This is a genomic window from Paractinoplanes lichenicola, from assembly GCF_016785085.1.
Taxonomy (GTDB): domain Bacteria; phylum Actinomycetota; class Actinomycetes; order Mycobacteriales; family Micromonosporaceae; genus Actinoplanes; species Actinoplanes lichenicola.
Genome location: NZ_JAENHO010000003.1, coordinates 655,226 through 679,428 on the forward strand (window position 1 = coordinate 655,226; position 24,203 = coordinate 679,428).

The window sequence follows — 24,203 nt, forward strand, 5'->3', positions numbered from 1 at the left end:
GATGTCCGTTTGCCGTTCGCGGCCGCCGGGAATTGATGTCGGTGAGCCGGCGTCAATCGGGCGTCCGGCCGGGCGGAAGGGACGGACATGCGGACACCACGGCTCGCCGGGCTGGGTCTCGCGACGATGGCGACGGCGGCGCTGACGCTCGCCGGCTGCGGCGACGGGGGCAGCGCGACGCCCGGGGCGAGCGCACCCGGGCCCGGCGCGAGCGCCACCGCCACGGCCTCGGGCAGCGCCGCCGATCCGGCCGCCGTCGAGGCCCTGACCAAGGCGACCTCGCAGCTCGGCACGACCAGCTTCAAGATGACGGCCAGCTCGGGCTCCGGCTTCAAGCTGACCGGGGAGGTCGACCCGGCGCAGGGCGTGGGCACGGTCGACATGAAGGCCAGCGGCCCCAACGCCGAGGTCAGCGTCAAGACGCTGCTGGCCGGCCAGGATCTCTACCTGCAGATCCCCGGCGTCACCAAGGCCGGCACGTGGACCCACGTCGACGTGGCCCGGCTGCCCGAGGGGGCCAACGTCGGCCTGCGGCCCGGCCAGATCGACCCGGTCAACACCTCGAACCTGCTCAGCTCGTCGACCGACGTGCACGCCACCGGTGGCAACAGCTACGCCGGGACGCTCGACCTGACCAAGGCGGCCGGGCTGGCCGGCGTCTCGCAGGTGACCGTCGACCAGACCGGCGCCCAGGCGCAGAAGGTGCCGTTCACCGCGGGCCTGGACGACCAGGGCCGGCTGGCCGAGCTGACCGTGCAGATCCCGGCCGTCAACGGCCAGGCCGCGCAGCCGCTCGAGGTGCTCTACAGCGACTACGGCGTGCCGGTGACGGTGGCCAAGCCGGCCGCCGCCGAGGTCACCGAGGCCCCGGACAGCCTTTACAGCTCGCTCGGCAGCTAACGGCCGGCATCACTGGGAGCGGATTTGCGCGCGGTCCAGTCCGTGCTCAACGGGCGGAAGGCCGGCCGGTTCTCCTCGATCCAGGCGTCGATCCGCTCCCACCAGTCGTAGAGCCAGGCCACGCGCTCCTCCTCGCCGGTGGGCACCTCCTCCGGCGGGACGCTCCAGAACTTCATCACGAGCCGCTTGTCCATCGGCAGCTCCTGCCACACGTCGGCCACCGTCAGCATGCGGTCGAGGCCGGTGTGGGCCACGAAGATGACCCCGGCGTCGGGGGCGGCGTCGATCGCCGAGAACAGGCCACCCGGTTTCGGCGGGAGCACGTGCCGCAGATTTTCCGCCCGTTCAGCCGCGTCGGCCAGGCCGCGGGCCCGCAACCGGGCGATCGCGCTGGTGCGGCGGCGCGGCGTGAAGTTGCCGCCCTCCGGGAAGATCACGAACGCGTCGTTGTCGTCCAGCCCGTACGCCGTCTCGCCGATCTGCTGCTCCAGTGTGGACGTGCCCGTGCGGCCGGGCGTGATGAACCGGTTGGGCAGCCGGTTGAGCAGCACGTCGACGGCCGGGTCCCACTGCAGGGTCGCCTTGAGCACGATCCGCGGCTCGCGCTGGAACCAGTTGGTCAGCGCGTGGATCAGGATGAACGAGTCGCCCGGCCCGGCGTGCCGGCTGACCACGATCTCGGGCCGGCCGGGCAGCGCGGTGTCGGGGTCGGTGCCGACCACGTCGACGGTCAGGTGTAGCGCCCACTTGGCGAACCAGAACAGGATCGCCAGGAACTTCCCGGTCACGACGTAGTGCGCGCGCTGGAACCACGGGTTGCGGATCTTGGCGCCGAACCCGGAGGCGACCCAGAGCACGGCCAGCACCACCAGCGCGGCCGCGTCCCAGAGCAGATAAAGGATGGCCGCCAGCACGAGCCGGGGCACGCGCAGGTGACCGGGCACCAGCGGCGAGGCCAGCAGCGCGAGCACGAGCCAGACGGGGACCGTGATCAGCACGGCGGCGGCCAGCACGACCACCGCGGGGGCGATGACCAGGCGACGGACCCAGATGGGGGGAAGGGGCATCAGAGCACGTCCGGCCCGGGCTGCGGCGGCACGTTGGCGGCCAGGTAGCGACGGGACGCGGTGTAGGCGCGGCTGATCCGGCGTCCGACGGCGGCCATGTCGCGGTAGGCCCAAGGACTGTCGTCCCGGCTCTCGCCGCCGCCGGTGGGGAGCACGTGCACCCGTACATCGTCGGGCAGCGACGCAAGCTCGCGGGCGAACCGATGCCGGCGAGCGATCTCGAAGGCCACCTGGGCCACCTCCCAGGGCCGGCGCGGAACGCTGAGCGTGCGTTCGACCCGGCCCACCTGCAGCACGAAGACCAGCTTGGCGCCGAGTCGCACGGCCTCGCCGATCGGGATGGAGTTGACGATGCCGCCGTCCACATAGTGCTCGCCCGAGATCTGCATCGGCGGCAGCAGGCCGGGCACGGCCGACGAGGCGAGCACGGCGTCGACCAGGGGGCCGCTGTCGAACCAGTGCTCGGCGGCCCGCTCGATGCTCGCCGCGCAGCAGTGGAACGGCACCTTGAGGTCGGCGAACGTCGTCTGCTCGCCCAGCTCGGCCTCGAGCAGCCGGCGCAGCGGGAGCGGCGAGTGCAGATGGGTGCGGGCGGCGAAGCGGCGCAGCTGCCGGCCGATCGAGTCGCCGTAGACGGTGGCCGCCTCGGGCGACGTCCAGAGCCGGACCAGACGCTGGGTGACCGCCTCGCTCGGATCCGTCGCGACCAGGGCGCCGTTGACTGCCCCGATCGAGGTGCCGACCACGACGTCGGGCCGGAAACCCGCCCGGAACAGGGCGCGCAGCATGCCCACTTCGACGGCGCCGAGCACGCCCCCGCCGCCGAGCACGAACGCCACCGGACTGTTGACCATGACTTCATCGTTCCACGAGTTCGTGGAATCATCGTCGCCGTGCCTGTTACCCGCCGCGCTCTGGTCCTCGCCGCAGGCGGTGCCGTGCTGGCCGGCTGCGGGAAGACTGGCACGTCGGCGTGGGCCGAGCCCGCGGGTAGCCCCGGAATCGTGCCGACGACGCGGCCGGCCCCAACGGTCGCCCCGGTGCGCGTGGTCCTCACCAAATACCTCAAACCGACCCCGGACAACCCCAAGCATCCCGGGTACGCCGGTGCGGTCGCGCACGTGCAGCAGGACAACCGGACCCTGCTGACCGTCAACGTGGGCCACGCCCTGCGCTATCAGGCGGGCCCGGTCGAGCTGCCCGCCGCGCGACGGGTCGCCATGCGTACGGACTCGATCTTCGACCTGGCCTCGATCACCAAGGTCTACACCGCGATCCTCGTGCTGCAGCTCGTCGACCAGGGCAAGGTCGACCTGAACGCGCCGGTCCGCCGCTACCTGCCCGAGTTCACCGGCGCGGGCAAAGACAAGATCACGGTGGCCATGCTGCTCGCGCACACGAGCGCCCTGCCCGTCGGGGCCAAAGTCACCGGCTTCCGTACGAACGTCGAGCGCTGGCGGTCGGTGATGACGACGCCGCTGGTCAAGGGCGGGGTGCCGGGCACGACGTTCCGTTATTCAAGCGTCGGGCTCATGGTGCTGGGCCGGCTCGTCGAGAAGCTCGCGGGCCAGACACTCGACAAGGCGCTGGCCGACCGGATCACGACACCGCTCGGCCTGAAGGACACCGGGTTCCTGCCGCTGAAGTGGGTGAAAGACAAGTCCCGCCTGGTCGCGACCGACGCCCGTACGTCCCGGGGCCTGCTGCGCGGCACAGTGCACGACGACGTGGCCAACCACCTGGGCGGCGTGGCCGGGCACGCGGGCCTGTTCGGCACGGCCCGCGAGGTCGCGGTGATCGGCCAGCTGCTGCTCAACGGCGGCACGTACGGCGGCCAGCGCATCCTCTCGGCCGCGGTCGTCGCGCAGATGCTGACCAACGTCAACAAGGGCAAACCCGCCGTCGACCCGGAACGCCCTCGTCGCAGTGCCGATCACGGCCTCGGCGTCGAGATGAACCAGCCCTGGTTCATGGGCAAGCTGGCCGCACCGACCGCCTTCGGCCACACCGGCTTCGCGGGCACGTCTTTGCTGGTCGTCCCGTCCCGCCACCAGGTGATCGTGCTGCTCACGAACCGCGCCCACCCGAACTGGAGCTGGTCCAACCCGGACACCCACCGGGTCGCACTCCACAACGCCCTGGCCACCTGACAGTCATCGACGATCTTGGATTTCCCAGACAGGGGCCCGCCCTCCACCGGGGGTCCCCCACCTGGGCCCATTTTAGTGCTCCGGGGCGATCTTGGTTGGTGGCGCTGTGGACAGCGGCGGATTGTGGATAACGACAGGTGTCGATTGCGGTTCGGGTGTGCCGCATGTTGATTGCGCTACGGTCCGCCGCCGTGCTGGCCGCGTTTGTCGCGCCTTGGCGCTACCGGGGCGGCGTCCGCTCCCGAGCGGTGGCCGGGCAGCCGCTCCCGTTCACGTTGATTTGATCGCTTTTGGTTTGACCGCTACCACTTACGCAGGTCGCCCGGGTGGGCTGAGCGTTCTGGGCGCGCCAGCGCCCTGCTCAGCCCGCCCGGGTCCCCGCGGGAGCGACGGTCCGTACCCACCACCCCGCTAGGACATCCAGATCTTGATGTTGATCTTTCAGCCAATTCCCTTCAGGTACGCGCCATTCTGGTTCTGGAACTCCCAGCTGTAGAACTTGTCCCAGTTGATCGACCAGGTCATCAGGCCCCGGAAGTTCGGGTTGGTGCCGCTGCGGAGCGTGTAGGAGCCGCAGTTCGTGTTGCGGATCAGGCAGTTGACGGCCTGCTGGATGGCCGACGGGGCGACGTAGCCGTTGCCCGCGCTGACCGACGACGGGGCGCCGAACGCGATCTGATCTTCCCGCAGGCCCGGGAAGACGTTGTTGGCGTTGCCCGCGACCGGGAAGCCGGCGAGCAGCATGTCGGTCATGGCGATGTGGAAGTCGGCGCCGCCCATGGAGTGGTACTGGTTGTCCAGGCCCATGATCGAGCCCGAGTTGTAGTCCTGGACGTGCAGCACGGTGATGTCGTTGCGCAGCGCGTGGATGACCGGCAGGTACGAGCCGGCGCGCGGGTCCTGACCACCCCACGGGCCGGAGCCGTAGTACTGGTAGCCGAGCTGCACGAAGAACGTCTCGGGGGCCATGGTGAGCACAAAGCCGGCGCCGTAGCGCGCCTTCAGCGATCGCAGCGCCGAGATCAGGTTGACGATGACCGGGGTGGTCGGGTTCTTGAAGTCGGTGTCGCCGGTGTTGAGGGAGAGCGAGTGGCCCTCGAAGTCGATGTCGACGCCGTTCAGGCCGTACTTGTCGATGATGGCGCTGACCGAGCTGACGAACTTGTCACGCGCGGCGGTGGTGGTCAGCTGGACCTGGCCGTTCTGGCCGCCGATGGAGAGCAGCACCTTCTTGCCCGCATCCCGCTTGGCCTTGATGGCGGCGATGAAGGCGGCCTCGCTCTCGACACCCGGGCACTCGGTGGCCGGGCAGAGCGTGAACCGGATGTCGCCCGAGGTCACCGAGGTCGGCTCGCCGAACGCCAGGTTGATGATGTCCCAGTTGGCGGGGACGTCGGCCATCCGGACGTAACCGGAGCCGTTGGCGAAGCTGGAGTGCAGGTAACCGATGAGCGCCCGCTTGGGGAGACCCGTGTTGGGCGGCGGGGTCGTCGGGGGTGTCGTGGGCGGTGTTGTCGGCGGGGTCGTCGGGGGCGTGGTGGGGGGAGTCGTCGGGGGCGTGGTGGGCGGCGTGGTCGGGGGTGTGGTGCCGCCGCAGGCCCCGTTGTCGATCCAGACGTCCCACTGCCCGCTGTGGGTCGACGGGGCCTCGTTCTGGGTCCACCACTTGGCGGTGTAGTTGCGGCCGTTCTGCGAGGCCACGTTGTCTTTCACATAGACGGAGGCGGCACTCCAGGCCGGTGCGCACGCCGCGGCGGCGCTGGCGCTGGAGGCGAGGTAGACAGTGCCACCGCCGGCCGCGAGCACCGCGGCCATGACGAAGATCATCGATCGGCGCATGACCAGAGTATGAATACTGTAAAGTTTATTTGTAAATAGGCTCACAGTTACGGTGCGCCCTGTGGAGATCTTCTACGAGCCGTTGCGGCCATCCGACCACGCGGCGTATGCGGAGTTTCTGGCCAGTCCATGCTGGTGAAGCCGTCTGGGACGAGTCGGCGCACACCCACTGGATCGTGGTGGACGGATGCCGCTGCGGCTTCGTGCGGGCTTTCGACCTCGACGACGGGACGCCGCTGTTCGACCTGCGCCTGGCGAGCGACTGCCGCGGCCGGGGCATCGGCACGGCGGCGCTGGGCTGGCTCGTCGGCTACCTGTTCGGCCTGCTGCCCGGCATCAATCGCATCGAGGGAACCACGCGCGACGACAACAGGGCCATGCGCGAGGTCTTCCGGGCCAACGGGTTCGCCAAGGAGGCCCACTACCGCGAGGACTGGCCCGGCGATGACGGCACACTGCACGACACGATCGGCTACGCCCTGCTGCGGCGCGACTGGATGACGGGGACGACCACACCCGTACGGTGGGCGACCTGAACCCCCGCTCATCGGCTCGGATGGCGCTAAATCGGTGCACCTGGGTAGCGTTGCCGTCGTGCCAGAGGGACACACCATTCATCGGCTCGCGGCGCGGCATCGGGAGCTCTTCGCGGGGCAGGTTGTGCGGGTCGGCAGTCCGCAGGGCCGGTTCGTGGCCGGGGCCGAGCGGGTCGACGCACGCCGTCTGGTCGACACGGAGGCGTACGGGAAGCATCTTTTCCACCACTATGAGGGCGACCTGAGTGTGCACGTGCACCTCGGCCTCTACGGCAAGTTCGCCGACGGGGTGGCGCCCGTGCCGGAGCCGGTCGGGCAGGTGCGGATGCGGCTGGTCGGTGACGCGCACTGGCTCGAGCTGCGCGGGCCGACCGCCTGCGAGGTGTTCGACCCGGCGCAGGCCCAGTTGCTGCGTGACCGGCTCGGGGCTGATCCGCTGCGTGACGACGCCGACCCGGGTTCGGCCCTGGCCAAGGCGCGGTCGAGCACCAAGCCGATTTTCGCGCTGCTGCTGGATCAGTCGATCGTGGCCGGGTGCGGTCTCATCTACGCCAACGAGGTGCTCTTCCGGGCCGGTCTCGCGCCGACCACGCCGGGGCGCATGGTCGGGGCCGAGCAGTGGGACGAGCTCTGGACCGACCTGCGCGCGCTGATGAAGGAGGGGGTGGCCCGCGGCCGCATCGACACGGTGCATACCCGGCACACACCCGAGGCGATGCAGCGGGCGCCGCGCGTCGACCGGCACGGGGGCGAGGTCTACGTCTATCGCCGTCCCGGGCAGCCGTGCCTGGTCTGCGGCACCGCGGTCGCGCGTGGGGAGCTGGCCGCGCGCAACCTCTACTGGTGTCCTAGCTGTCAGCCGGCGGCGTGACCGTGGGCTCGGGGGTGGCCGGCGTTTCGGGCTCGTCCTGAGCGCCGGGGATGCCGAGGGTGAAGTTCTCGGTCAGCCAGGGCAGCAATTTCTCGTACGCCTTGATGGTGGCCGGCTGGTTGAAGTCGTGTGACAGCACGATCGCGCCCGGCCGCACCTGCTTCTGGATGTCGCGGACCATCCGGGCGATGTGCTGCGGCTCGGTCTCGTTCTCGGGGTGCTCCCAGTCGCGCGGGTCCACCTCCCAGTAGAGCGAGGTCATCCCGCCGTTGGCGGCCACGCCGACCAGCCGCTCGGTGAAGTTGCCGCCGGGGGCCCGGAAGAACGGGATCTGCGCGCCCGGCACGGCGGCCAGGATCGCGGCGTTGGTCCGATCGAGGTCGTCCTTGATCTTCGCCGGCTGGTCCTTGCCGATCTTGAGGCTGTGGTCCCACGTGTGGTTGCACAGCGTGTGCCCCTCGGCCACGATCTGCCGCACGATCTCGGGGTGCCGCTTGACCTGCGCCCCGACCAGGCAGAACGTCGCCTTGACCTGATATTGGGAGAGCAGTTCGAGGATCTTCGGCGTCTGCACCGGGTCGGGGCCGTCGTCGAAGGTGAGCGCGACGACCTTGCTGCCGGTGGTGCGCAGCGAGCTGCCCGGGCCGAGGTCGGAGCCGGGCTTCTTGGCGCCGGCCTCGGTCGCCTCGGCCGCGGGCTCGCTCGGCGCGGGGGCGGCCTTGGTCGGCTCGGGGGCGGGCTTCGCGGGCGGGCTGTCCTGCTCCTGCTTCTCGGGCGCGCGCTGGTCCTCGCGCTCGGGGGCGGCCTGCGGCTCCTGCTCCGGCTTCTTCTTCTCGGTCTGCACGCCGGCCACCGCCTGGGCGGCCGCGTTCACCGCCCCGAAGCCGTCGCGGCGCTGCTCGGCCGGCATGGCCAGCAGGACGATGCCGATGGCGACCAGCGACGCGAGCATGGCCTGCTGCCGCTTCTTGCCCATCAGCAGCCACGACTCGATCGGCAGGGTGCCGGGGGCGCGGTGCGAGCCGGTGGCGGGCGGGCGGCCGGACGGCGGGCGCTGGGCCGGGACGCGGACGGCGGCGTGCCGGCCGGTGCGGGCCGGGCGCTGATGCCGGGACGACCGGCTGCGTTGCGAGATCGGCGAGTCGGTCAGGGTGGTCACCGACACCCGCGGAACGCCGCGGGCGGGGACGTCGGCCAGGGACTCGGGTCGCCGGTGCCGGCCGGAGGGCGCGGCCTCGCCACCCTGGACCGGGATTCGAGGAGAGTGCGGCGACATCCTGCGTTCCTACCGTGCCGCATGATCAAGCGCGATACCGGATCGGTGGTTGTCGCCTCACGGTGCGCGATAGTTCCTGGCAGCGCTCTGGGAACACGGAAACGCAAATACGGTCAAAGGCTGGCGTGTACCGCCTCAGTGGCCTTTCGGGCAGCGATCAGCACCGGATCCCACACCGGGGCGAACGGCGGCGCGTAGCTGAGGTCGAGCGACGTCATCTCCTCGACGGTCATCTTGTTCCACGTGGCCACCGCGAGAGCGTCGATCCGCTTGGCGGCCTCGGCCCGGCCGACGATCTGGGCCCCCAGCAACACGCCCGTACGCTTCTCGGCGATCAGCTTGATGGTCATCGTCTCGGCGCCCGGGTAGTAGCCGGCCCGGCTGGTCGAGTCGACGCTCGCGGTGACGAAGGCGAAGCCGGCCGCGTGCGCCTCCTTCGACGTGAGCCCCGTCCGCGCCACCTCGAGCTCGCAGACCTTGGTGACCGCGGTGCCGATCACGCCGGGGAACGTCGCGTAGCCGCCGCCGATGTTGATGCCGGCCACCCGGCCCTGCTTGTTGGCGTGGGTGCCGAGCGGCACGTGCACCGGCCGCCCGGTGAGCAGGTGCCGGGTCTCGACGCAGTCGCCGGCCGCCCACACCCCCTCGACGCCCTCGACCCGCATGCGCAGATCGGTCCGTACGCCCCCGGCCGGGCCCACCGGCAGCCCGGCGTCCTCGGCGAGCGCAACGTTCGGGCGTACGCCCAGACCGAGGACCACGACGTCGGCCGGCAGCGTGCCGTCCGGGGTGACCACGGCCCGCACCCGCCCGCCCGCGGTCTCGAGCCCGTCGACGTGCGCGTCGGTCACCACCTCGATGCCGAGGGCGCGCATCGACTTCTGCACCAGCGCCCCCATCTCGGGGTCGACCGTCTTGCCCATCGGCTGCGGCGACTTCTCCAGCAGCGTGACCTCGAGGCCGCGCTGCACCATCGCCTCGGCCATCTCGACCCCGATGTAACCGCCGCCGATCACCACGGCCCGGCGCGGGCGGGGCTCACGGTCGAGCCAGTCGTGGATGGCCTGCCCGTCGTCGAGCGTCTGCACGCCGAAGACACCCGCGTCGCGCACGCGGGCCCACTCCGGCGTGAACGGGTTGGCCCCGGTCGCGTACATCAGGTGGTCGAAGGGCTCCCGCGTCTCGCCGCCGCCGGCCAGGTCGTGCGCGACCACCTCGCGCCGGTCGAGGTCGATGCCGACCACCTCGTGCCGCAGCCGCACGTCGATCCCGGCCTTGCGGTGCTGCTCGGGGGTGCGGGCGACCAGCTTGTCGCGGTCGGTGACAGCGCCGCCGATCCAGTACGGGATGCCGCACGCCGAGTAGGAGGTGAAGTGCCCCCGCTCGAAGACGGTGATCGCCAGTTCGTCCTCGCCGAGCCGCTTGCGCGCCTGCGACGCGGCCGACATCCCGGCGGCGTCCCCGCCGATGACCACGAGTCTCATCCGGCGTACCCCCGATCTCCGACCCCAGCCTACGTCGCGTCCCCGTCTCCCCGGGTCAGTCGGCCGAACCGGCGGCTCCCGGGACGTCAGCCGGCCGCCGGCTCCGGGACGTCGCCTCGGGTCAGCCGGGCGAAGCGGTCGACCACGTCGCTGATCGAGCCGCCCTGGGCCAGGATCGCGCGCTGCCGGGCGGCGCCGGTGCCGTGTGAGCGCAACCGCCCCATCAGGACGGTGGCCGTCTCGAGGTCGCCGTGCCGCTCGAGCCCGGGCCGCACGTAGTCGAAGAGCTGCCGCATCAGCTTCCAGGCGGGCCGGGGCTCGCGGGTGGCCATGTCGATGTTCAGCCCCTCGAGGCCGTCGTGCGCGGAGCGCCAGTGCGCGGCCATCAGCAGCGGGTGCGGCACGTCGGGGGCGGGCTTGCCGTCGCGCACCTCGTTGAGCAGCGTGGCGACCAGGGCCCGGGCCAGCGCGGCGAGCAGCACCGCGTCGTCGGCGGTGGGCATGACGTCGCCCATCCGGATCTCGACGGTGGGGTAGCGCGCGGACAGCCGGGCGTACCAGTAGAGCATGCCCTCGTCGAGCATCGCACCGCTCGCTTCGAGGTCGCCCACGAGCTGCTCGTACTCGGCGAACGAGCGCAGGTAGGGCGTGGGGCCGACGGTGGGCCAGCGCTCCCACATCAGCGACCGCCAGCTGGCGTAGCCGGTGTCGCGCCCGCTGAACAGCGGGGAGTTGGTGGTGGCGGCCTGGAAGATGGGCAGCCAGGGCCGCAGGTGGTTGAGGATCTGCACCCCGGTCTCGTCGTCGGGCACGCTCACGTGCACGTGGGTGCCGCAGAGGCCGGGGCCGGGGGAGAGGTCGCCGAAACGCTCGCGCATGCGGTGATAGCGCGGCTTGTCGACGATGCGGACGTTCGGTCCGGCGGCCGGGCCGGCGCCCATGGCCAGCAGGCGGGCCCCGGCCTGCTCGGCCGCGCCGGCCACCGCCGAGCGCAGCTCCCGCAGGGCCTCGCCCAGCACGTGGAGATCGAGCTGGGGTGGGCTGGCCACCTCGATCTGCCCCCGGGTCAGCTCGTGTTGCACGGCTTCACCCAGTTCGGGCGGCACGAAGTCGAAGACCTCCTCGACCGCCTCCACGGCCCGCGGCTCGACCGCGTCCACCAGCAGGTATTCCTCTTCGACGCCGAGTGTCAGCAGGTCTTGGGACTCGGCTCGCTCGGCCAGCTCGGGGTCGATGATGGTCGCGCCCGTGGCACCCGTATCCATGCGGCCCGGATTACCCGGTCATTGCCGCATGGAAACAGTCTTGGCGGTCGTCACGATCACCACGTTCACGGCGACCGCGGCCGCCGATCCCGGGCGCACGCGGTCCCCCTGACCTTCGTCAACCGGAACCGGATCCAGCTCCGTCGATAGCCCGACCCGCATACCAGGGGCGGGACCTTTAAGGATGTTTAAGGTCCGGCCCTCTGGACTTTTACTGTTAACAGTCCTAATGATTGATACATCTCATTGGGTTGTGCGTGGAGGGACCGTCATGAAGCGCTCCAGATCGATAGTTCTGACGACCGTCGCGGCACTCGTCGCCGGTGGCACGGCGACCTACTTCTCGAGCACGGCCTCGGCCGCGGTGGCCTGCGCGCCGGCCTGGAGCGCCTCGCAGGTCTACACCGGCGGCAACACGGCCTCGCAGAACGGCACCAACTACAGCGCGAAGTGGTGGACGCAGAACGAGTCCCCGGCCACCCACAGTGGACAGTGGGACGTCTGGAAGAACGACGGCGCCTGCGGCAGCGGTCCCACGACCCCGCCGACCACACCTCCCACCACTCCGCCGACGACGCCGCCCACGACCCCGCCGACCACGCCGCCCACCAACCCGCCGTCGAACGGCCAGCTGCCCAAGCACTTCCTCACCGGCTACTGGCAGAACTTCGACAACGGCGCCGCCCCGCTCAAGCTGGCCGCCGTCCCGAACAACTACGACCTGATCGCGGTCGCCTTCGCCGACGCCACCAGCACCCAGGGCGCGGTCACCTTCAACCTCGACCCGGGCCTGGCCGCGGCGGTCGGCGGTTACACCGACGCCCAGTTCAAGGCCGACATCGCCACGCTGCACTCACGCGGCAAGAAGGTCGTCATCTCGGTCGGCGGTGAGAAGGGCACGGTCGCCGTCAACAGCGCCGCCGCGGCCACCGCGTTCGCCGACTCGGTGCACCGCCTGATCACCACGTACGGCTTCGACGGGGTCGACATCGACCTGGAGAACGGGCTCAACCCGACCTACATGGCCCAGGCGCTGCGCAGCCTGCGGACGAAGGTGGGCTCGAGCCTGATCATCACGATGGCGCCGCAGACCATCGACATGCAGAACGCGCAGTCCTCGTACTTCGCGCTCGCGCTGAGCATCAAGGACATCCTCACCGTGGTGTTCACGCAGTTCTACAACTCGGGCGCCATGCTCGGCTGCGACCAGATGAACGCGTACTCGCAGGGCACGGTGAACTTCCTGACCGCGTTGGCCTGCATCCAGACCCAGGGCGGCCTGCGGCCCGACCAGGTCGCGCTCGGCCTGCCGGCCAGCACCCGGGCCGCCGGTGGCGGCTACGTCGCCCCCTCGGTCGTCAACAACGCCCTCGACTGCCTGGCCCGCGCCACCAACTGCGGCACCTTCAAGCCGCCGGCCACCTACCCGGGCATTCGGGGCGCGATGACCTGGTCGATCAACTGGGACGTGACCAACGGCAACGGCTTCGCCAACACGGTCAAGCCCCACCTCGCCACCCTCCCCTGAAACCCCCACCCCGCAGCAGGAGAATCCCCGTGAAACTGAGCAGGAAGCTGGCTGTCGTCGGCACCGTCGCACTGGCCGCCACGGCCGCCGCGGTGCTGCCGATGGCAACCTCGAGCGCCGCGGCCGCGTGTGCCCCCGCGTGGAGCGCCTCGCAGGTCTACACCGGCGGCAACACCGCCTCGCAGAACGGCGTCAACTACAGCGCCAAGTGGTGGACGCAGAACGAGTCGCCCGCCACCCACAGTGGACAGTGGGACGTCTGGAAGAACGACGGCGCCTGCGGCGGCACCACGCCCCCGACCACGCCGCCCACCACCCCGCCGACGACGCCCCCCACGACGCCGCCCAGCACCGGCACCAAGATGGCCTCGGCGCCGTACGTCTACCCCGGCTGGGGCAACCCGCCGGCGCCCGCGACCGTCGCCAACGCCACCGGCGTCAAGGCGTTCACCATCGCGTTCGTGCTCGCCAGCAACGGCTGCAACCCGGCCTGGGACGGCGAGAGCGGCCTGACCGGCGGCGTGCACGCCAGCTACATCGCCCAGGCCCGCGCGGCCGGCATCGACATCGTCCCGTCCGTGGGCGGCTGGAGCGGCAACAAGCTCGGTCCGAACTGCTCGACGCCGGAGGCGCTGGCCGGGGCGTACCAGAAGCTGATCGACGCGTTCCAGCTCAAGTCGATCGACATCGACATCGAGAACTCCGACGAGTTCGAGAACACGGTCGTCCAGGACCGCGTGCTGAACGCGCTCAAGATCGTCAAGCAGAAGAACCCGTCGGTGAAGACGATCCTGACCTTCGGCACCTCGCCGACCGGCCCGAACTACTACGGCACCCGGCTCGTGCAGCAGGCCAAGGCGCTGAACGCGAACATCGACATCTTCACGCAGATGCCGTTCGACTTCGGCGGCGGCGCGGACATGTACGGCTCGACCGTAGGCGCCACCGAGGGCCTGAAGAACCTGCTCAAGACGACGTTCGGCTACACCGACGCCCAGGCGTACTCGCACATCGGCATCTCCGGTATGAACGGGCTCTCGGACCAGCAGGAGCTCACCACCACCGACACGTGGACGCGGATCCGCGACTACGCCAAGAGCAAGGGCCTCTCGCGGTTCACGTTCTGGTCGGTCAACCGTGACCGCGGCTGCGCCGGTGGCGGCGTGGTCTCGGACTGCTCCGGCATCGCGCAGGCCGACTGGGCCTTCACGAAGATCAGCGCCGGCTTCTGATCCTTACCCGTCCCCTGACGCGCGGCCGCTCTGTCCAGCGGCCGCGCGTCGCCGTTTGCGCACCTTCTTGGTGACCCAGCTGGCGATCGTGACGATGAAGAACGCCCAGATCGCGTAGTCGAAATACTGGCTGTACTTCTCGAGATCCTGATAGCGCGAGCCGAGCAGATAGCCGCCGCCGACGAAGATGGCGTTCCAGACCCCGCTGCCGATCGCGGTGAAGATCGTGAACTGGGCGAGCGGCATGTGGTTGGCGCCGGCCGGGATCGACACCAGGCTGCGGACGACCGGCGCGCACCGTCCGAACAGGACGGCCGCCTTCTCGTGCTTGGAGAACCAGCGGTCGGCCTTCTCCAGGTCGTCGGCGTCGACCAGCGGGATGCGGTCGAGCCAGCGGCGCAGCCTCTCCTCGCCCAGGCCGTAGCCGAGCCAGTAGAGCAGCAGCGCGCCGCCGACCGAGCCGGCCGTGGCGGCCAGAAAGACCAGGATCAGGTTGACCCGGCCCTCGCTGGCCAGGAAGCCGCCGAGCGAGAGCACGATCTCGCTGGGGATCGGGGGGATGAGGTTTTCCAGGGCGACAAGCAGGCCCACGCCCACCTCGCCCCACGACTCGATGACGGACGCCACCCACCCTGTCAGCCCACCTTGCTGACTCAGACCCGCTTCAGCCACCGTTCGTTGATACCCGCCGGACCTGAATCCAACCTGAAGCGTGATCCGGCGGTTTGCATATGCCGACCGTCGGTATATTCTTTCCGGCGTGAACGAGCCGACCTTCCTCATCCTCACGGCCCTGGCCGGCGAGTCGATGCACGGTTACGCCGTGATCGAGGACGTCGAGCACATGACCGGCGGCCGCGTGCGCCTGCGCGCCGGCACGCTCTACGCCGCGCTCGACCGCCTGCGCGGCGAGGGCCTGATCGAGGTCGACCGGGAAGAGGTCGTCCAGTCCCGCCTCCGGCGCTACTACCGGCTGACGGGGGCCGGCGAGCAGAGTCTCGAGGCCGAGTCCGCCCGGCTGCGCGCCCAGGCCACGCTCGCGGAGGGCCGGCTCCGCGCCCGCCGCACCAATTTCGGGGGAGCCACCGCATGACCGAGATCCGCTACCGGCGTCTGCTCGCGCTCTATCCGCGCCACTTCCGGCAGGAGTACGGCGACGAGATGCTCGGCGTGCTCATGGCCGACCCGCGTCCCGGCGCGGCCCAGGCGTTCGACGTCGTGCGCGGGGCGATCGCGGCCCACCTGCGGCTGATGGTCACCGGCCAGAGCCGGGCAGCCCGCACCGTGGCGATCTTCGGCGCGATGCTGTTGTTCGCCGTCGCGCTGCGCCGGCTCATGCCCGAGTTGCGGGCCTTGCAGCTTTACCCGGAGTACGCGCAGCCGGTCGAGCCGGCCACCTGGGCCCGGCTCGCAGGCTGGGGCGTCGCCCTGGTCGCGGCCTATCTGGGGTGGCGTCTGCTCGGGGCGGTCGGGGCGACCGTCGGGCTGGCCGGCGAGATCGCCGCCCCCGCGCGGTTCTATCTCGAGACCCCGGCCACGGTGCTCTACGCGTATTGGCTGATCGTCGCGGCCGTGATCGTGCTGATCGCCGGCCTGGTGGCGGCCGGGCGCGGCGGGCCGGAGCCACGCGGCCTGCCCTGGGTGGCCGCCGCGGGCACGCTGCTGATCGCCCAGGGTTCCTTCTATCCCCGCGCGCTCAGCCTGTTCGGCACGGTGCTCTTCCTTGCCGCGGCGGTGCTTGTCGCGGTGGCCGTCTTCCAGCAGGAGCCCGAGATCCGCGCCCGGCTGCTGTGCTGGGCCGCGCCCGTGATCGTGACGGTGCCGTTGGTGCAGTGGGGCTTCGGTGGCCTCATCAAATACAACATGGGCCACCCCGATTCGCTGCAACTGATCAGCCCGCTGCAGTGGGCCGTCCTCGTGCTGGTGCCGCTGGCCGCCTTCGCCGGGGTGTCGGTGCTCAGCCGTCGCGACATTCCGGGTCTGACCACGTCCCGCCGGTGATCCTCGGCGGTCAGCGGTTTCGAGCTGTGGGGTCACGGTGAAGTAGAGGGGCATGACTGACCGGTGGTATCGGAAAGCCGTTGTCTACTGTGCCGACATCGACACGTTCGCCGACTCGAACGGGGACGGCTGCGGCGACATCCGCGGGATGATCAACAGGCTCGACTATCTGGCCCGGCTCGGCGTCAACTGCCTGTGGCTCAACCCGATCCACCCGACGCCGGATCTCGACGACGGCTACGACGTGTCCGACTTCTACAACATCGACCCGCGCTTCGGAAACCTCGGTGACTTCGCCGAACTGCTGCACCAGGCGGGCAACCTCGGCATCAAGGTCATCATCGACCTGGTCGTCAACCACACCTCGGACAAGCACCCGTGGTTCCAGTCGGCCCGGTCGTCGCCCGATTCGCCATACCGTGACTGGTATGTCTGGTCGGAGACCGAGCCCGCCGATCGCAAGCAGGGCATGGTCTTCCCCGGTGAGCAGGACGAGACCTGGACGTACGACCGCACGGCCAAGCTCTGGTATTACCACCGGTTCTACAAGTTCCAGCCCGACCTCAACATCAACAACCCCGAGGTCCGCGAGGAGATCAAAAAGATCACCTCGTTCTGGCTGCAGCTGGGCGTGGCCGGGTTCCGCATGGATGCCGTGCCGTTCATCATCGAGCAGACCGAGCCCGGCAACCCGAACTCGCCCAAGGATCTCGACTTCCTGACCGAGCTGCGCCAGCACGTGCAGTGGCGCAAGGGCGACGCCGTGCTGCTGGCCGAGGCGAACGTCGAGCCCGCCCAGCTGGTCGACTTCTTCGGCGACAAGGGCGGCTCGAACAATCGCATCCACATGCTGTTCGACTTCATGCTCAACGGCCGGCTGATCCTGGCCCTGGCCCGCGAGGACGCCGAGCCGATCATCGACGGCCTGCGCGACACCCCGATGCTGCCCGAGGGCGGCCAGTGGGCCACGTTCCTGCGCAACCACGACGAGATCGACCTGTCCCGGCTCACCGCCGAGCAGCGGGCGGAGGTCTTCGCGAAGTTCGGCCCGGAGCCCGAGATGCAGCTCTACGGCCGGGGCATCCGGCGGCGGCTGGCCCCGATGCTCGGCAACGACCGCCGGCACCTCGAGCTGGCCTACGCCCTGCAGTTCAGCCTGCGCGGCACCCCGGTCATCCGCTACGGCGAGGAGATCGGCATGGGTGACGACCTCGCCGAGGACGGCCGTTACGCGATCCGCACCGGCATGCAGTGGTCGCTCACCGACAACGGCGGTTTCTCCCGGGCCAAGCCCAAAGACCTGGCCCGCCCGGTGATCAGCGGCGGCGACTACGGCTGGGAGAAGGTCAACGTGACCCTCCAGCGGCACGACCCCAACTCGCTGCTCTCCTGGTTCGAGCGCATGATCCGTACGCTCCGGGAGGCCCCCGAGGTCGGCACGGGCAGCTGCACGCATGTCGATATTCCGGGCACGACCAGTGTGTTGGTCCACCGCGCGGACGGCGAGACCGGCACGATGGTCTTCGTGCACAACTTGGGAACCGAGGCGGCGACGCTCGACCTGAGCTCGCTCGCCGCCGAGGCCGACCAGCCCAACGACGTCCTGGCCGACCAGGAATACCCGGAGCTGGGCAAATGGGACAAGGTCGAGGTGGCCGGGTACGGATACCGGTGGATTCGCCTACGTCGTACGGTCTGATCCTGGGTTAAAGTGCACTCCCAGTGCAAATATTCGGAGGCATAAGTGTCGCAGTCCGTTCCCACTCGCGTCGCCATCGTCACCGGGGCCGCCCGGGGCATCGGTGAGGCCACCGCTCGCCAGCTCGCCGCCGACGGCATGGCCGTGGCCGTCGTCGACCTCGACGAGGGCGCGTGCGCCAACACCGTGACGGCGATCCACGACGCGGGTGGGACGGCCCTCGCGGTGGGGGCCGACGTCTCCGACCCGATCCAGGTCGGCGCGGCCGTCGAGCGGGTCAAGGCCGAGCTCGGCACCCCAACCGTGCTGGTCAACAACGCCGGCGTGCTGCGCGACAACCTGCTGTTCAAGATGACCGACGACGACTGGGAGACCGTGATGGCGGTCCACCTGCGCGGCGCCTTCCTGTTCAGCCGGGCCGTGCAGAAGCACATGGTCGACGCGGGCTGGGGCCGCATCGTCAGCCTCTCCAGCACCTCCGCCCTCGGCAACCGGGGCCAGGCCAACTACGCCGCGGCCAAGGCCGGCCTGCAGGGCTTCACCAAGACCCTCGCGATCGAGCTGGGCCGCTACGGCATCACCGCCAACGCCGTGGCCCCCGGATTCATCGTCACCGACATGACCGCGGCCACCGCGGCCCGGGTCGGGGTCGATTTCGCCCAGTTCGAGAAGGCTGCGGTGGCCCAGATTCCCGTGGGGCGGGCGGGTCGCCCCGAGGATGTCGCGAACACCGTATCCTTCCTCGTCAGCGAGGGTGCCGGCTTCGTGTCCGGGCAGGTCATCTATGTTGCCGGAGGGCCCCGCGCATAGTGCAGCGGTTGCTGTGAGGCGCTACAAAGGGATGATGATGAACCGACGCATGAGCTCTCGTAGCGTGTCGCTCACCAGCACGTTCTTGCTCCTCGCGGCGGGCGGGCTGGCGGCCTGCGACAACGACGACGACTACGACGACGCCGGTTTCTACTGCGCCGACGCCAACGGCACGGTCGTCGACGAGGACTACTGCGACGACGACGACAACAACGGTGGCTCCGGCCTCGGGGTGCTGCCGTTCTTCATCTGGTATTCGTCGGGTTATCGCTCGGGCTATCCGGTGGGCTACAAGCTGCCCCCGGGCGGCAACAAGTTCGCGTACAACGACACGAAGGCGCGGCAGTCGTTCGGCCTGCCCGCCAGCGGCCGGATCGGCAACGGCACGATCAAGACGAGCGTGGTCGGCAAGGGCGGCGTCGCGCGCAGCAACAGCAAGAGCGGGGGCAGCTGAGCGTGCGCCGAGTCGCATACGGTCCGGTTCGTGACGGCTGGAAGCTCACCAACTTCAGCCTCGGCCTGACCTACAACGACACCGAGCTGCCCGACGGGACGATGGTCTCGTACTGGCAGGAGGGGCCGTTCTACGACTTCACCGCGGCCGAGATCGAGGAGCTCGAGACGGCCACCGCCGCGCTCTACGAGATGTGCCTCGAGGCCGGCGACTGGATGGTCAAGCAGTGCCCGCGCCACACGTTGCAGGGTCGCAAGGACGGCTTCTTCGCCTCGGTCTGCAACCCGCAGTCGTGCTATCTCGCCAAGATCGGCATCCCGGAGTTCGCGCACGAGCAGATCATCCGGACGTGGTTCGACGGCGACGCCGAGACGTGGACGCACTACGACAAAGACCCCGACATGCGGCTGCCGATGGAGACGCCGGACTATTCGCCGACGGTCTACGGCCGCTTCGACCTCTGGTACAACGGCGCCGGCAGCACCCCCAAGCTGCTCGAATTCAACGCGCAGACGCCGACGGCGCTGGTCGAGAGCGCGGTCATCCAGTGGCACTGGGCCGACCAGACCAACCTGACCAAGCACGAGTGGCGCCAGTGGAACTCGATCCACGACCGCCTGGTCGGCTGGCCCGCCAGTCCCGGTGAGCCGGCCGAGCCGGGCGCCTGGAAGCGCAACATCGACAAGCTCCGCGAGGCGCGCACCTGGCTCCCGGAAAAGCCCAAGATCTTCTTCGCGTACGAGACGTCCGAGCGCACCGGCGAGGACAGGATGAACGTCGCCTACCTGATGGCGACGGCCGAGGAAGCGGGCTATCCGGTCGAGCTGATCGCGATGAGCCAGATCGGGTGGGACGTCGCCGGTGACCGCGTGGTCTTCGTGCCCGGCCCCGGTCAGGAGCACAAGTCCGAGCCGATCGACGTCATCTTCATGCTCTATCCGTGGGAGTGGTTCTGGAGCGAGGAGGGCGGCAAGGCCTTCTTCCGCAACATGGCCGACCCCACCAAGCACGGCACGGTCTGGATCGAGCCGCCGTACAAGGCGGCCCTGCTCGGCAACAAGGCCCTGCTCCCGGTGCTGTGGATGCTGTTCGGCGAGCACCCCGAGCGCAGCAAATACCTGCTCCCGGCCTATTTCGCCGAGTCCTCCAAGGCGGCCACGCTGACCAGCTACGCCAAGAAGCCCATCTGGGGTCGCGAGGGCGGCTCGGTCACGCTGGTCAAGGACGGCCGCACGATCACCGAAAACCCTTCCGAGTACGGGTCGGACGGGCGCTTCGTCGTGCAGGAGCTCTGCGAGCTGCCGTCCTTCGAGGGCCTGGAGGGCGTCGTGCACCCGGTGATCGGCTCGTGGCTGATCGACGGCGAGCCGGCCGGCATGGGCATCCGTGAGGGCCTCGGCGACAAGGGCCTGGTCACCAACGACGCCAGCTTCTTCGTCCCGCACGTCATCGAGGCGGAGGACTAGGGCATAGGGAGCCCTACGCGCGGGGGCGGTGCCGCCAGATCCACCAGAGGCCGATGAAGGGCAGCACCAACGGGACGTAGCCGTAGCCGCTGCCGAAGCGCGACCACACCGTGTCGTCGGGGAAGTCGGTGGTGTCGGCGACGGTCAGGATGCCCACGATCAGCACCCCGAGCAGCTCGATGCTGCAGCTGACGAGCGCGATCAGCCGGCCCCGGACGCCGCCGATCGCCAGCCCGACGGTGGCCGAGATGTAGACCAGGCCGGCGAACGCCGAGAGCAGATAGGCCAGCGGGGCCTCGCCGAAGTGCGTGGTGATCTGCACGAGGGCGCGGGCGCTGGCCGAGAGCGCGAAAATGCCGTACACCAGCAGCAGGACCCGGCCGAGACCGCTGCCCAGTGCGGCGTCCTGGGGGCGAGTGGAGGCTTCAGGCACCGGTCACCGACGCAATCTGCTGCAGCCGCAGCACGAGAACCGGCAGCACCAGGCAGGCGATGCCGAGGATCAGGCTGCCCCAGCGGGTCGGCTCCAACCGGGCCAGATAGGCGCCGACCGGCACGAAGGCAATCGTGGTGATCAGATAGCCGCCGAACGTGGCGGTGTCGCTCGGCCGGGAGTCGCCGAACAAGCCGACGACCGCGATGACGACGAGCACGGCGACCAGCGCGCTGAAGACCGCGGCGGCCAGCAGGTCGAAGCGGCTCGGCGCGCGGTTGAGGGCGGCGCGCAGCAGATACCACGCCGCCAGCACCAGGGCGGCGACGATCGTCACCACCGACAGAGGACCGTTCACCCGGCACAGCGTACTGATGGACTTCGGCCTGGTAGCTTGCGGCTGGAAGATCAGAGAGGCAGGCGACTCAGATGCGCTTCGGACTGTTCGGCACGGGGCCCTGGGCCCACCAGGCACACGCTCCGGCGCTGGCCGCCCACCCGCAGGTCGAGCTCGTGGGGGTCTGGGGGCGCAATCCCGGCAAGGCCGCCGAACTCGCCGCCGAGCACGGCTCCCGGGCGTACGGGAACCAGGACGACCTGATCGCCGACGTCGACGCCGTGGCGATCGCGCTGCCGCCGAACGTGCAGGCCCCGCTCGCGTTGCGCGCCGCCCGCGCGGGCCGGCATCTGCTGCTCGACAAGCCGATCGCGTTCACCAGCGAGGAGGCGGCCGAGATCGTCGCCGCGGTCGACGAGCGCGACCTCGCCTCGGTGGTCTTCTTCACCCGCCGGCTCATGCCGCAGCTGGCCGAGTTCCTCACCGACGCGGCCGCGACCGGCGGCTGGACTGAAGCCCGGGTCGACCACCTCGGCTCGATCTTCACCGACGACAACCCGTTCGGCGCGTCGCCGTGGCGCAAGGAGAGCGGCGGCCTGTGGGACGTCGGCCCGCACGCGCTCGCCCTGGTGCTGCCCGTGCTGGGCCCGGTGACCGAGGTGACCGGCCTGGCCGGCCCGCGTGACATGACTCACCTGCTGCTGCGCCACGCGAGCGGCACGATCAGCAACCTGACCCTCTCGGTCGACTCCCCGCCCGCCGCCGAGCGCGAGGACGCCCTGTTCGCGGGCGAGGCCGGCGTCCGCACGCCGCCCGACATGCCGTGGTCGCCGGTCGACGCCCTGGGCCGCGCGATCGAACAGCTGATCGCCAAGGCCGGCGGCGGTCCCGCGTCCGAATTGGACGTCCGCCTCGGCGCCGAGGTGACCGCGATCCTGGTCGCCGCCCAGGAGGCGATCGCCACGGGCCGTACGGTTGCTGTCGCCAGGTAGCCGGCGTTCGATCCCCGCTCTCCTTTCGACCGCCGGGAAGTTTTCCCGATCGGTGACCAGTCCGGGCGTACGGATGGAGCGAATTGGGGTTTGAATGACGGCAACCGGCGAAAGGCGGACCCATGGCGGAGCGCGGAGCAAGCCGTCGCCCGGAGCATCTGGCGGCGGTGCCGGACAGCGGGGCGCCGCCCCCGGCCGATGCCGGTGAGCTGCTGCGTGAGGTGGCCCGCGGCGACGAGAAGGCCTTCGGGCGGCTCTACGATCTGGTCGCGCCGCGCGTCTACGGCCTGATCCGGCGGGTGCTGCGTGATCCGGCGCAGGCCGAGGAGGTGGCGCAGGAGGCGCTCGTCGAGGTGTGGCGCTCGGCCGCCCGCTTCGATCCGGCGCGCGGCTCGGCTACCTCGTGGATCTTCACGATCGCGCATCGCCGGGCGGTCGACCGGGTGCGCTCCGAGCAGGCGGCGAGCGAGCGGACGATCCGGGCCGGCGTGGCCTCGGTCGACACCCCGTACGACGCGGTGGCCGACGAGGTGTCCGGCCGGCTCGAGCGTCAGCAGGTCAGACGGTGTCTCGAAGATCTCACTGAACTGCAGCGGCAGGCGGTGACGTTGGCTTACTACCAGGGCCATTCGTATCCGCGGGTGGCCGAACTGCTCGGCACGCCCCTGCCGACGGTGAAGACGAGAATGCGCGACGGGTTGATCCGGTTGCGCGACTGCATGGGAACGGGGGTCTCGGCGTGACCACGGAGATCCACACCCTCGTCGGCGCGTACGTGCTCGACGCGGTGGACGACATCGAGCGCGCGTCGTTCGAGCGTCATCTGCGCGAGTGCGACAGCTGCCGCCTCGAGGTCGACGAATTTCGGGAGACCACCGCTCAGATGGCGCACGACACGTGGTCGGTGCCGCCGCCCTGGCTGCGCGACAACGTCATGTCCGAGATCTCGCGGACGCGTCAGGCCCCGCCCGTGATTCCCGAGGCCCCGGCGGCGCCCCCGGTGCGCGGCGTGTCCCGCCGGCGGTGGCTCGTCTCCGCGGCGGCCGTGGTGGTCGCGGCGGCCGGGGCGGGTTCCGCCGTCTATGTGGTGCAGGATCAGCGCGTACGGGATCAGCGGCAGATCGCCGAGGCCGCGCGGGTCGACCAGGCCCGGGTCCGGCAGATCCTGGCCGCGCCCGACGTCGTGCTGAACGAGCAGCCGGTGTCGAGCGGTGGCCGGGTGACCGTGGCCAGCTCGCGCCTGCACAACGCGGGCGTCGTGCTCCTGGCCGCGGACGCCGCGCCCGCCGGCCGGGTCTACCAGCTGTGGACGATCCGGGGCGGCGGCGATCCGGTCAACGCGGGCGTCCTGGCTGACGGGCAGTCGGCCGACGTGGTGGTCGTCGAGGGCCTGCCCGGCGCCAGCGACGTCGCCGTGTCGCTGGAGCCGCCGGGGGGATCGGCCCAGCCGACCTCGACGCCGGTGGCCGACGTCAAACTGACGTGACGCTTCGTCAGGGCACGGTGCGTTCGATGGCGGCGGCGCCGTCGCGCTCGAGCTCCTGGCGGGCGCGCTCGACGTTCTCGGGGGTGGGGTCGCGGCCCTCGGCGACGGCCAGGTCCTCCGGGTCCCACGGCTGATCGGCCCCCGTACGCACGTGGGGCTCCTCGCCGGGCTGCAGGAACTCGGGGTTGTCACTGTCCGGGGCGCCGCCGGTGATGAACGCGCCGACGGCGACGTCGTCCTCGATCGCGTCGGCCACCTCCGGCGTCTCCTCCAGCGGCTGGCGCATCTCGTCGGTCATGATGTCCTCCATTACTCGGCTCACCTCCGGTAGTACCCCATCGATGTGGGTATTCACCATGGGTCGGAATGGGACGATC

The 24,203-nt window shown here is 70.2% G+C and carries 25 protein-coding genes; 15 read left to right on the forward strand and 10 right to left on the reverse strand.

The window, feature by feature from the left end:
• The first annotated feature begins 87 nt into the window (after window positions 1-87).
• Window positions 88-900 (forward strand): hypothetical protein, encoded by an 813-nt coding sequence (locus JKJ07_RS12200; RefSeq protein ID WP_202991557.1) that lies wholly within the window; start codon window positions 88-90, stop codon window positions 898-900.
• Here JKJ07_RS12200 and JKJ07_RS12205 read toward each other — a convergent pair.
• Together JKJ07_RS12205 and JKJ07_RS12210 are read right to left on the reverse strand one after the other, a co-directional pair.
• Window positions 897-1,967 carry a 1-acyl-sn-glycerol-3-phosphate acyltransferase gene (locus JKJ07_RS12205; RefSeq protein WP_202991558.1) on the reverse strand — a complete coding sequence of 357 codons (1,071 nt, stop codon included), beginning with the start codon at window positions 1,965-1,967 and terminating at the stop codon, window positions 897-899. The two genes, JKJ07_RS12200 and JKJ07_RS12205, sit on opposite strands and share 4 nt — an antisense overlap.
• Window positions 1,967-2,821, reverse strand: coding sequence for a patatin-like phospholipase family protein (locus JKJ07_RS12210; protein ID WP_202991559.1), 855 nt, complete (start codon window positions 2,819-2,821; stop codon window positions 1,967-1,969). Before JKJ07_RS12210 ends, JKJ07_RS12205 begins: the two co-directional genes overlap by 1 nt.
• An 84-nt stretch (window positions 2,822-2,905) precedes the next feature.
• Here JKJ07_RS12210 and JKJ07_RS12215 point away from each other — a divergent pair, with 84 nt between their 5' ends.
• Window positions 2,906-4,117 carry a serine hydrolase domain-containing protein gene (locus tag JKJ07_RS12215; RefSeq protein WP_438871400.1) on the forward strand — a complete coding sequence of 404 codons (1,212 nt, stop codon included), beginning with the start codon at window positions 2,906-2,908 and terminating at the stop codon, window positions 4,115-4,117.
• Between the two features lie 441 nt (window positions 4,118-4,558).
• Here the strand turns inward: JKJ07_RS12215 and JKJ07_RS12220 are convergent, their stop codons facing one another.
• Window positions 4,559-5,956: a glycosyl hydrolase family 18 protein gene (locus JKJ07_RS12220; RefSeq protein ID WP_202991561.1), complete on the reverse strand. Its 1,398-nt coding sequence runs from the start codon at window positions 5,954-5,956 to the stop codon at window positions 4,559-4,561.
• Between the two features lie 107 nt (window positions 5,957-6,063).
• On the opposite strand from JKJ07_RS12220, the gene JKJ07_RS12225 reads away from it, so the two are divergent.
• The gene (locus JKJ07_RS12225; protein WP_202991562.1) at window positions 6,064-6,492 is read left to right on the forward strand and encodes a GNAT family N-acetyltransferase; all 429 of its coding nucleotides are present in this window, start codon (window positions 6,064-6,066) and stop codon (window positions 6,490-6,492) included.
• Between the two features lie 58 nt (window positions 6,493-6,550).
• On the forward strand, window positions 6,551-7,363 hold the full coding sequence (locus JKJ07_RS12230) for an Fpg/Nei family DNA glycosylase (protein WP_202991563.1): 813 nt from the start codon (window positions 6,551-6,553) through the stop codon (window positions 7,361-7,363).
• On the opposite strand, the gene JKJ07_RS12235 is transcribed toward JKJ07_RS12230, so the two are convergent.
• The 3 genes from JKJ07_RS12235 to JKJ07_RS12245 form a co-directional block, all read right to left on the reverse strand.
• Window positions 7,341-8,639, reverse strand: a complete 1,299-nt coding sequence (locus JKJ07_RS12235) for a polysaccharide deacetylase family protein (RefSeq protein ID WP_236028738.1) — start codon at window positions 8,637-8,639, stop codon at window positions 7,341-7,343. The genes JKJ07_RS12230 and JKJ07_RS12235 overlap by 23 nt on opposite strands.
• A 113-nt stretch (window positions 8,640-8,752) precedes the next feature.
• Window positions 8,753-10,123 (reverse strand): FAD-dependent oxidoreductase, encoded by a 1,371-nt coding sequence (locus tag JKJ07_RS12240; RefSeq protein ID WP_202991564.1) that lies wholly within the window; start codon window positions 10,121-10,123, stop codon window positions 8,753-8,755.
• Window positions 10,124-10,209: 86 nt separating this feature from the next.
• Window positions 10,210-11,388 (reverse strand): carboxylate-amine ligase, encoded by a 1,179-nt coding sequence (locus JKJ07_RS12245; RefSeq protein WP_202991565.1) that lies wholly within the window; start codon window positions 11,386-11,388, stop codon window positions 10,210-10,212.
• Between the two features lie 271 nt (window positions 11,389-11,659).
• Here JKJ07_RS12245 and JKJ07_RS12250 point away from each other — a divergent pair, with 271 nt between their 5' ends.
• Window positions 11,660-12,916, forward strand: coding sequence for a chitinase (locus JKJ07_RS12250; RefSeq protein WP_202991566.1), 1,257 nt, complete (start codon window positions 11,660-11,662; stop codon window positions 12,914-12,916).
• Between the two features lie 29 nt (window positions 12,917-12,945).
• Window positions 12,946-14,148 (forward strand): carbohydrate-binding protein, encoded by a 1,203-nt coding sequence (locus tag JKJ07_RS12255; protein ID WP_202991567.1) that lies wholly within the window; start codon window positions 12,946-12,948, stop codon window positions 14,146-14,148.
• A 3-nt stretch (window positions 14,149-14,151) separates the two neighbouring features.
• On the opposite strand, the gene JKJ07_RS12260 is transcribed toward JKJ07_RS12255, so the two are convergent.
• Window positions 14,152-14,775 (reverse strand): DedA family protein, encoded by a 624-nt coding sequence (locus tag JKJ07_RS12260; protein WP_307834219.1) that lies wholly within the window; start codon window positions 14,773-14,775, stop codon window positions 14,152-14,154.
• Window positions 14,776-14,908: 133 nt separating this feature from the next.
• Here JKJ07_RS12260 and JKJ07_RS12265 point away from each other — a divergent pair, with 133 nt between their 5' ends.
• Genes JKJ07_RS12265 through JKJ07_RS12290 form a run of 6 tightly spaced genes read left to right on the forward strand, consistent with a single transcriptional unit; the run spans window position 14,909 to window position 20,578 of the window.
• The gene (locus tag JKJ07_RS12265) at window positions 14,909-15,241 is read left to right on the forward strand and encodes a PadR family transcriptional regulator (RefSeq protein WP_307834220.1); all 333 of its coding nucleotides are present in this window, start codon (window positions 14,909-14,911) and stop codon (window positions 15,239-15,241) included.
• Complete coding sequence (locus JKJ07_RS12270) at window positions 15,238-16,149, forward strand: hypothetical protein (protein ID WP_202991569.1); 912 nt, start codon at window positions 15,238-15,240, stop codon at window positions 16,147-16,149. The genes JKJ07_RS12265 and JKJ07_RS12270 overlap by 4 nt, the downstream gene beginning before the upstream one ends.
• Window positions 16,150-16,201: 52 nt before the next feature.
• The gene (locus JKJ07_RS12275) at window positions 16,202-17,848 is read left to right on the forward strand and encodes an alpha-amylase family protein (protein WP_202991570.1); all 1,647 of its coding nucleotides are present in this window, start codon (window positions 16,202-16,204) and stop codon (window positions 17,846-17,848) included.
• 45 nt (window positions 17,849-17,893) lie between these two features.
• The gene (gene fabG / locus JKJ07_RS12280) at window positions 17,894-18,658 is read left to right on the forward strand and encodes a 3-oxoacyl-ACP reductase FabG (RefSeq protein WP_202991571.1); all 765 of its coding nucleotides are present in this window, start codon (window positions 17,894-17,896) and stop codon (window positions 18,656-18,658) included.
• Between the two features lie 49 nt (window positions 18,659-18,707).
• Window positions 18,708-19,112, forward strand: coding sequence for a hypothetical protein (locus tag JKJ07_RS12285; RefSeq protein WP_236028739.1), 405 nt, complete (start codon window positions 18,708-18,710; stop codon window positions 19,110-19,112).
• A 2-nt stretch (window positions 19,113-19,114) separates the two neighbouring features.
• A complete protein-coding gene (locus JKJ07_RS12290; protein ID WP_202991573.1) occupies window positions 19,115-20,578 on the forward strand; it encodes a glutathionylspermidine synthase family protein in 1,464 nt (487 codons plus the stop codon).
• A 13-nt stretch (window positions 20,579-20,591) separates the two neighbouring features.
• Here JKJ07_RS12290 and JKJ07_RS12295 read toward each other — a convergent pair whose 3' ends face one another.
• Both JKJ07_RS12295 and JKJ07_RS12300 read right to left on the reverse strand, forming a co-directional pair.
• Window positions 20,592-21,011: a hypothetical protein gene (locus tag JKJ07_RS12295; RefSeq protein WP_202991574.1), complete on the reverse strand. Its 420-nt coding sequence runs from the start codon at window positions 21,009-21,011 to the stop codon at window positions 20,592-20,594.
• Window positions 21,004-21,369: a hypothetical protein gene (locus JKJ07_RS12300; protein ID WP_202991575.1), complete on the reverse strand. Its 366-nt coding sequence runs from the start codon at window positions 21,367-21,369 to the stop codon at window positions 21,004-21,006. Before JKJ07_RS12300 ends, JKJ07_RS12295 begins: the two co-directional genes overlap by 8 nt.
• A gap of 71 nt (window positions 21,370-21,440) precedes the next feature.
• On the opposite strand from JKJ07_RS12300, the gene JKJ07_RS12305 reads away from it, so the two are divergent.
• The 3 genes from JKJ07_RS12305 (at window position 21,441) to JKJ07_RS12315 (ending at window position 23,826) form a co-directional block, all read left to right on the forward strand.
• Window positions 21,441-22,340 carry a Gfo/Idh/MocA family protein gene (locus JKJ07_RS12305; protein WP_202991576.1) on the forward strand — a complete coding sequence of 300 codons (900 nt, stop codon included), beginning with the start codon at window positions 21,441-21,443 and terminating at the stop codon, window positions 22,338-22,340.
• Between the two features lie 122 nt (window positions 22,341-22,462).
• Window positions 22,463-23,083 (forward strand): ECF RNA polymerase sigma factor SigK, encoded by a 621-nt coding sequence (sigK, locus tag JKJ07_RS12310; RefSeq protein ID WP_202991577.1) that lies wholly within the window; start codon window positions 22,463-22,465, stop codon window positions 23,081-23,083.
• On the forward strand, window positions 23,080-23,826 hold the full coding sequence (locus JKJ07_RS12315) for an anti-sigma factor (protein WP_202991578.1): 747 nt from the start codon (window positions 23,080-23,082) through the stop codon (window positions 23,824-23,826). The genes sigK and JKJ07_RS12315 overlap by 4 nt, the downstream gene beginning before the upstream one ends.
• A 7-nt stretch (window positions 23,827-23,833) precedes the next feature.
• Here the strand turns inward: JKJ07_RS12315 and JKJ07_RS12320 are convergent, their stop codons facing one another.
• A complete protein-coding gene (locus JKJ07_RS12320) occupies window positions 23,834-24,124 on the reverse strand; it encodes a hypothetical protein (RefSeq protein WP_202991579.1) in 291 nt (96 codons plus the stop codon).
• Between the last annotated feature and the right edge of the window lie 79 nt (window positions 24,125-24,203).

Coding starts and splice junctions, on each gene's coding strand:
- JKJ07_RS12200 (WP_202991557.1), top strand. CDS start 88: ATGCGGACACCACGGCTCGCCGGGCTGGGTCTCGCGACGATGGCGACG.
- JKJ07_RS12205 (WP_202991558.1), bottom strand. CDS start 1,967: ATGCCCCTTCCCCCCATCTGGGTCCGTCGCCTGGTCATCGCCCCCGCG.
- JKJ07_RS12210 (WP_202991559.1), bottom strand. CDS start 2,821: ATGGTCAACAGTCCGGTGGCGTTCGTGCTCGGCGGCGGGGGCGTGCTC.
- JKJ07_RS12220 (WP_202991561.1), bottom strand. CDS start 5,956: ATGCGCCGATCGATGATCTTCGTCATGGCCGCGGTGCTCGCGGCCGGC.
- JKJ07_RS12225 (WP_202991562.1), top strand. CDS start 6,064: ATGCGGAGTTTCTGGCCAGTCCATGCTGGTGAAGCCGTCTGGGACGAG.
- JKJ07_RS12235 (WP_236028738.1), bottom strand. CDS start 8,639: ATGTCGCCGCACTCTCCTCGAATCCCGGTCCAGGGTGGCGAGGCCGCG.
- JKJ07_RS12240 (WP_202991564.1), bottom strand. CDS start 10,123: ATGAGACTCGTGGTCATCGGCGGGGACGCCGCCGGGATGTCGGCCGCG.
- JKJ07_RS12245 (WP_202991565.1), bottom strand. CDS start 11,388: ATGGATACGGGTGCCACGGGCGCGACCATCATCGACCCCGAGCTGGCC.
- JKJ07_RS12250 (WP_202991566.1), top strand. CDS start 11,660: ATGAAGCGCTCCAGATCGATAGTTCTGACGACCGTCGCGGCACTCGTC.
- JKJ07_RS12270 (WP_202991569.1), top strand. CDS start 15,238: ATGACCGAGATCCGCTACCGGCGTCTGCTCGCGCTCTATCCGCGCCAC.
- JKJ07_RS12275 (WP_202991570.1), top strand. CDS start 16,202: ATGACTGACCGGTGGTATCGGAAAGCCGTTGTCTACTGTGCCGACATC.
- JKJ07_RS12285 (WP_236028739.1), top strand. CDS start 18,708: ATGAGCTCTCGTAGCGTGTCGCTCACCAGCACGTTCTTGCTCCTCGCG.
- JKJ07_RS12305 (WP_202991576.1), top strand. CDS start 21,441: ATGCGCTTCGGACTGTTCGGCACGGGGCCCTGGGCCCACCAGGCACAC.
- sigK (WP_202991577.1), top strand. CDS start 22,463: ATGGCGGAGCGCGGAGCAAGCCGTCGCCCGGAGCATCTGGCGGCGGTG.
- JKJ07_RS12320 (WP_202991579.1), bottom strand. CDS start 24,124: ATGACCGACGAGATGCGCCAGCCGCTGGAGGAGACGCCGGAGGTGGCC.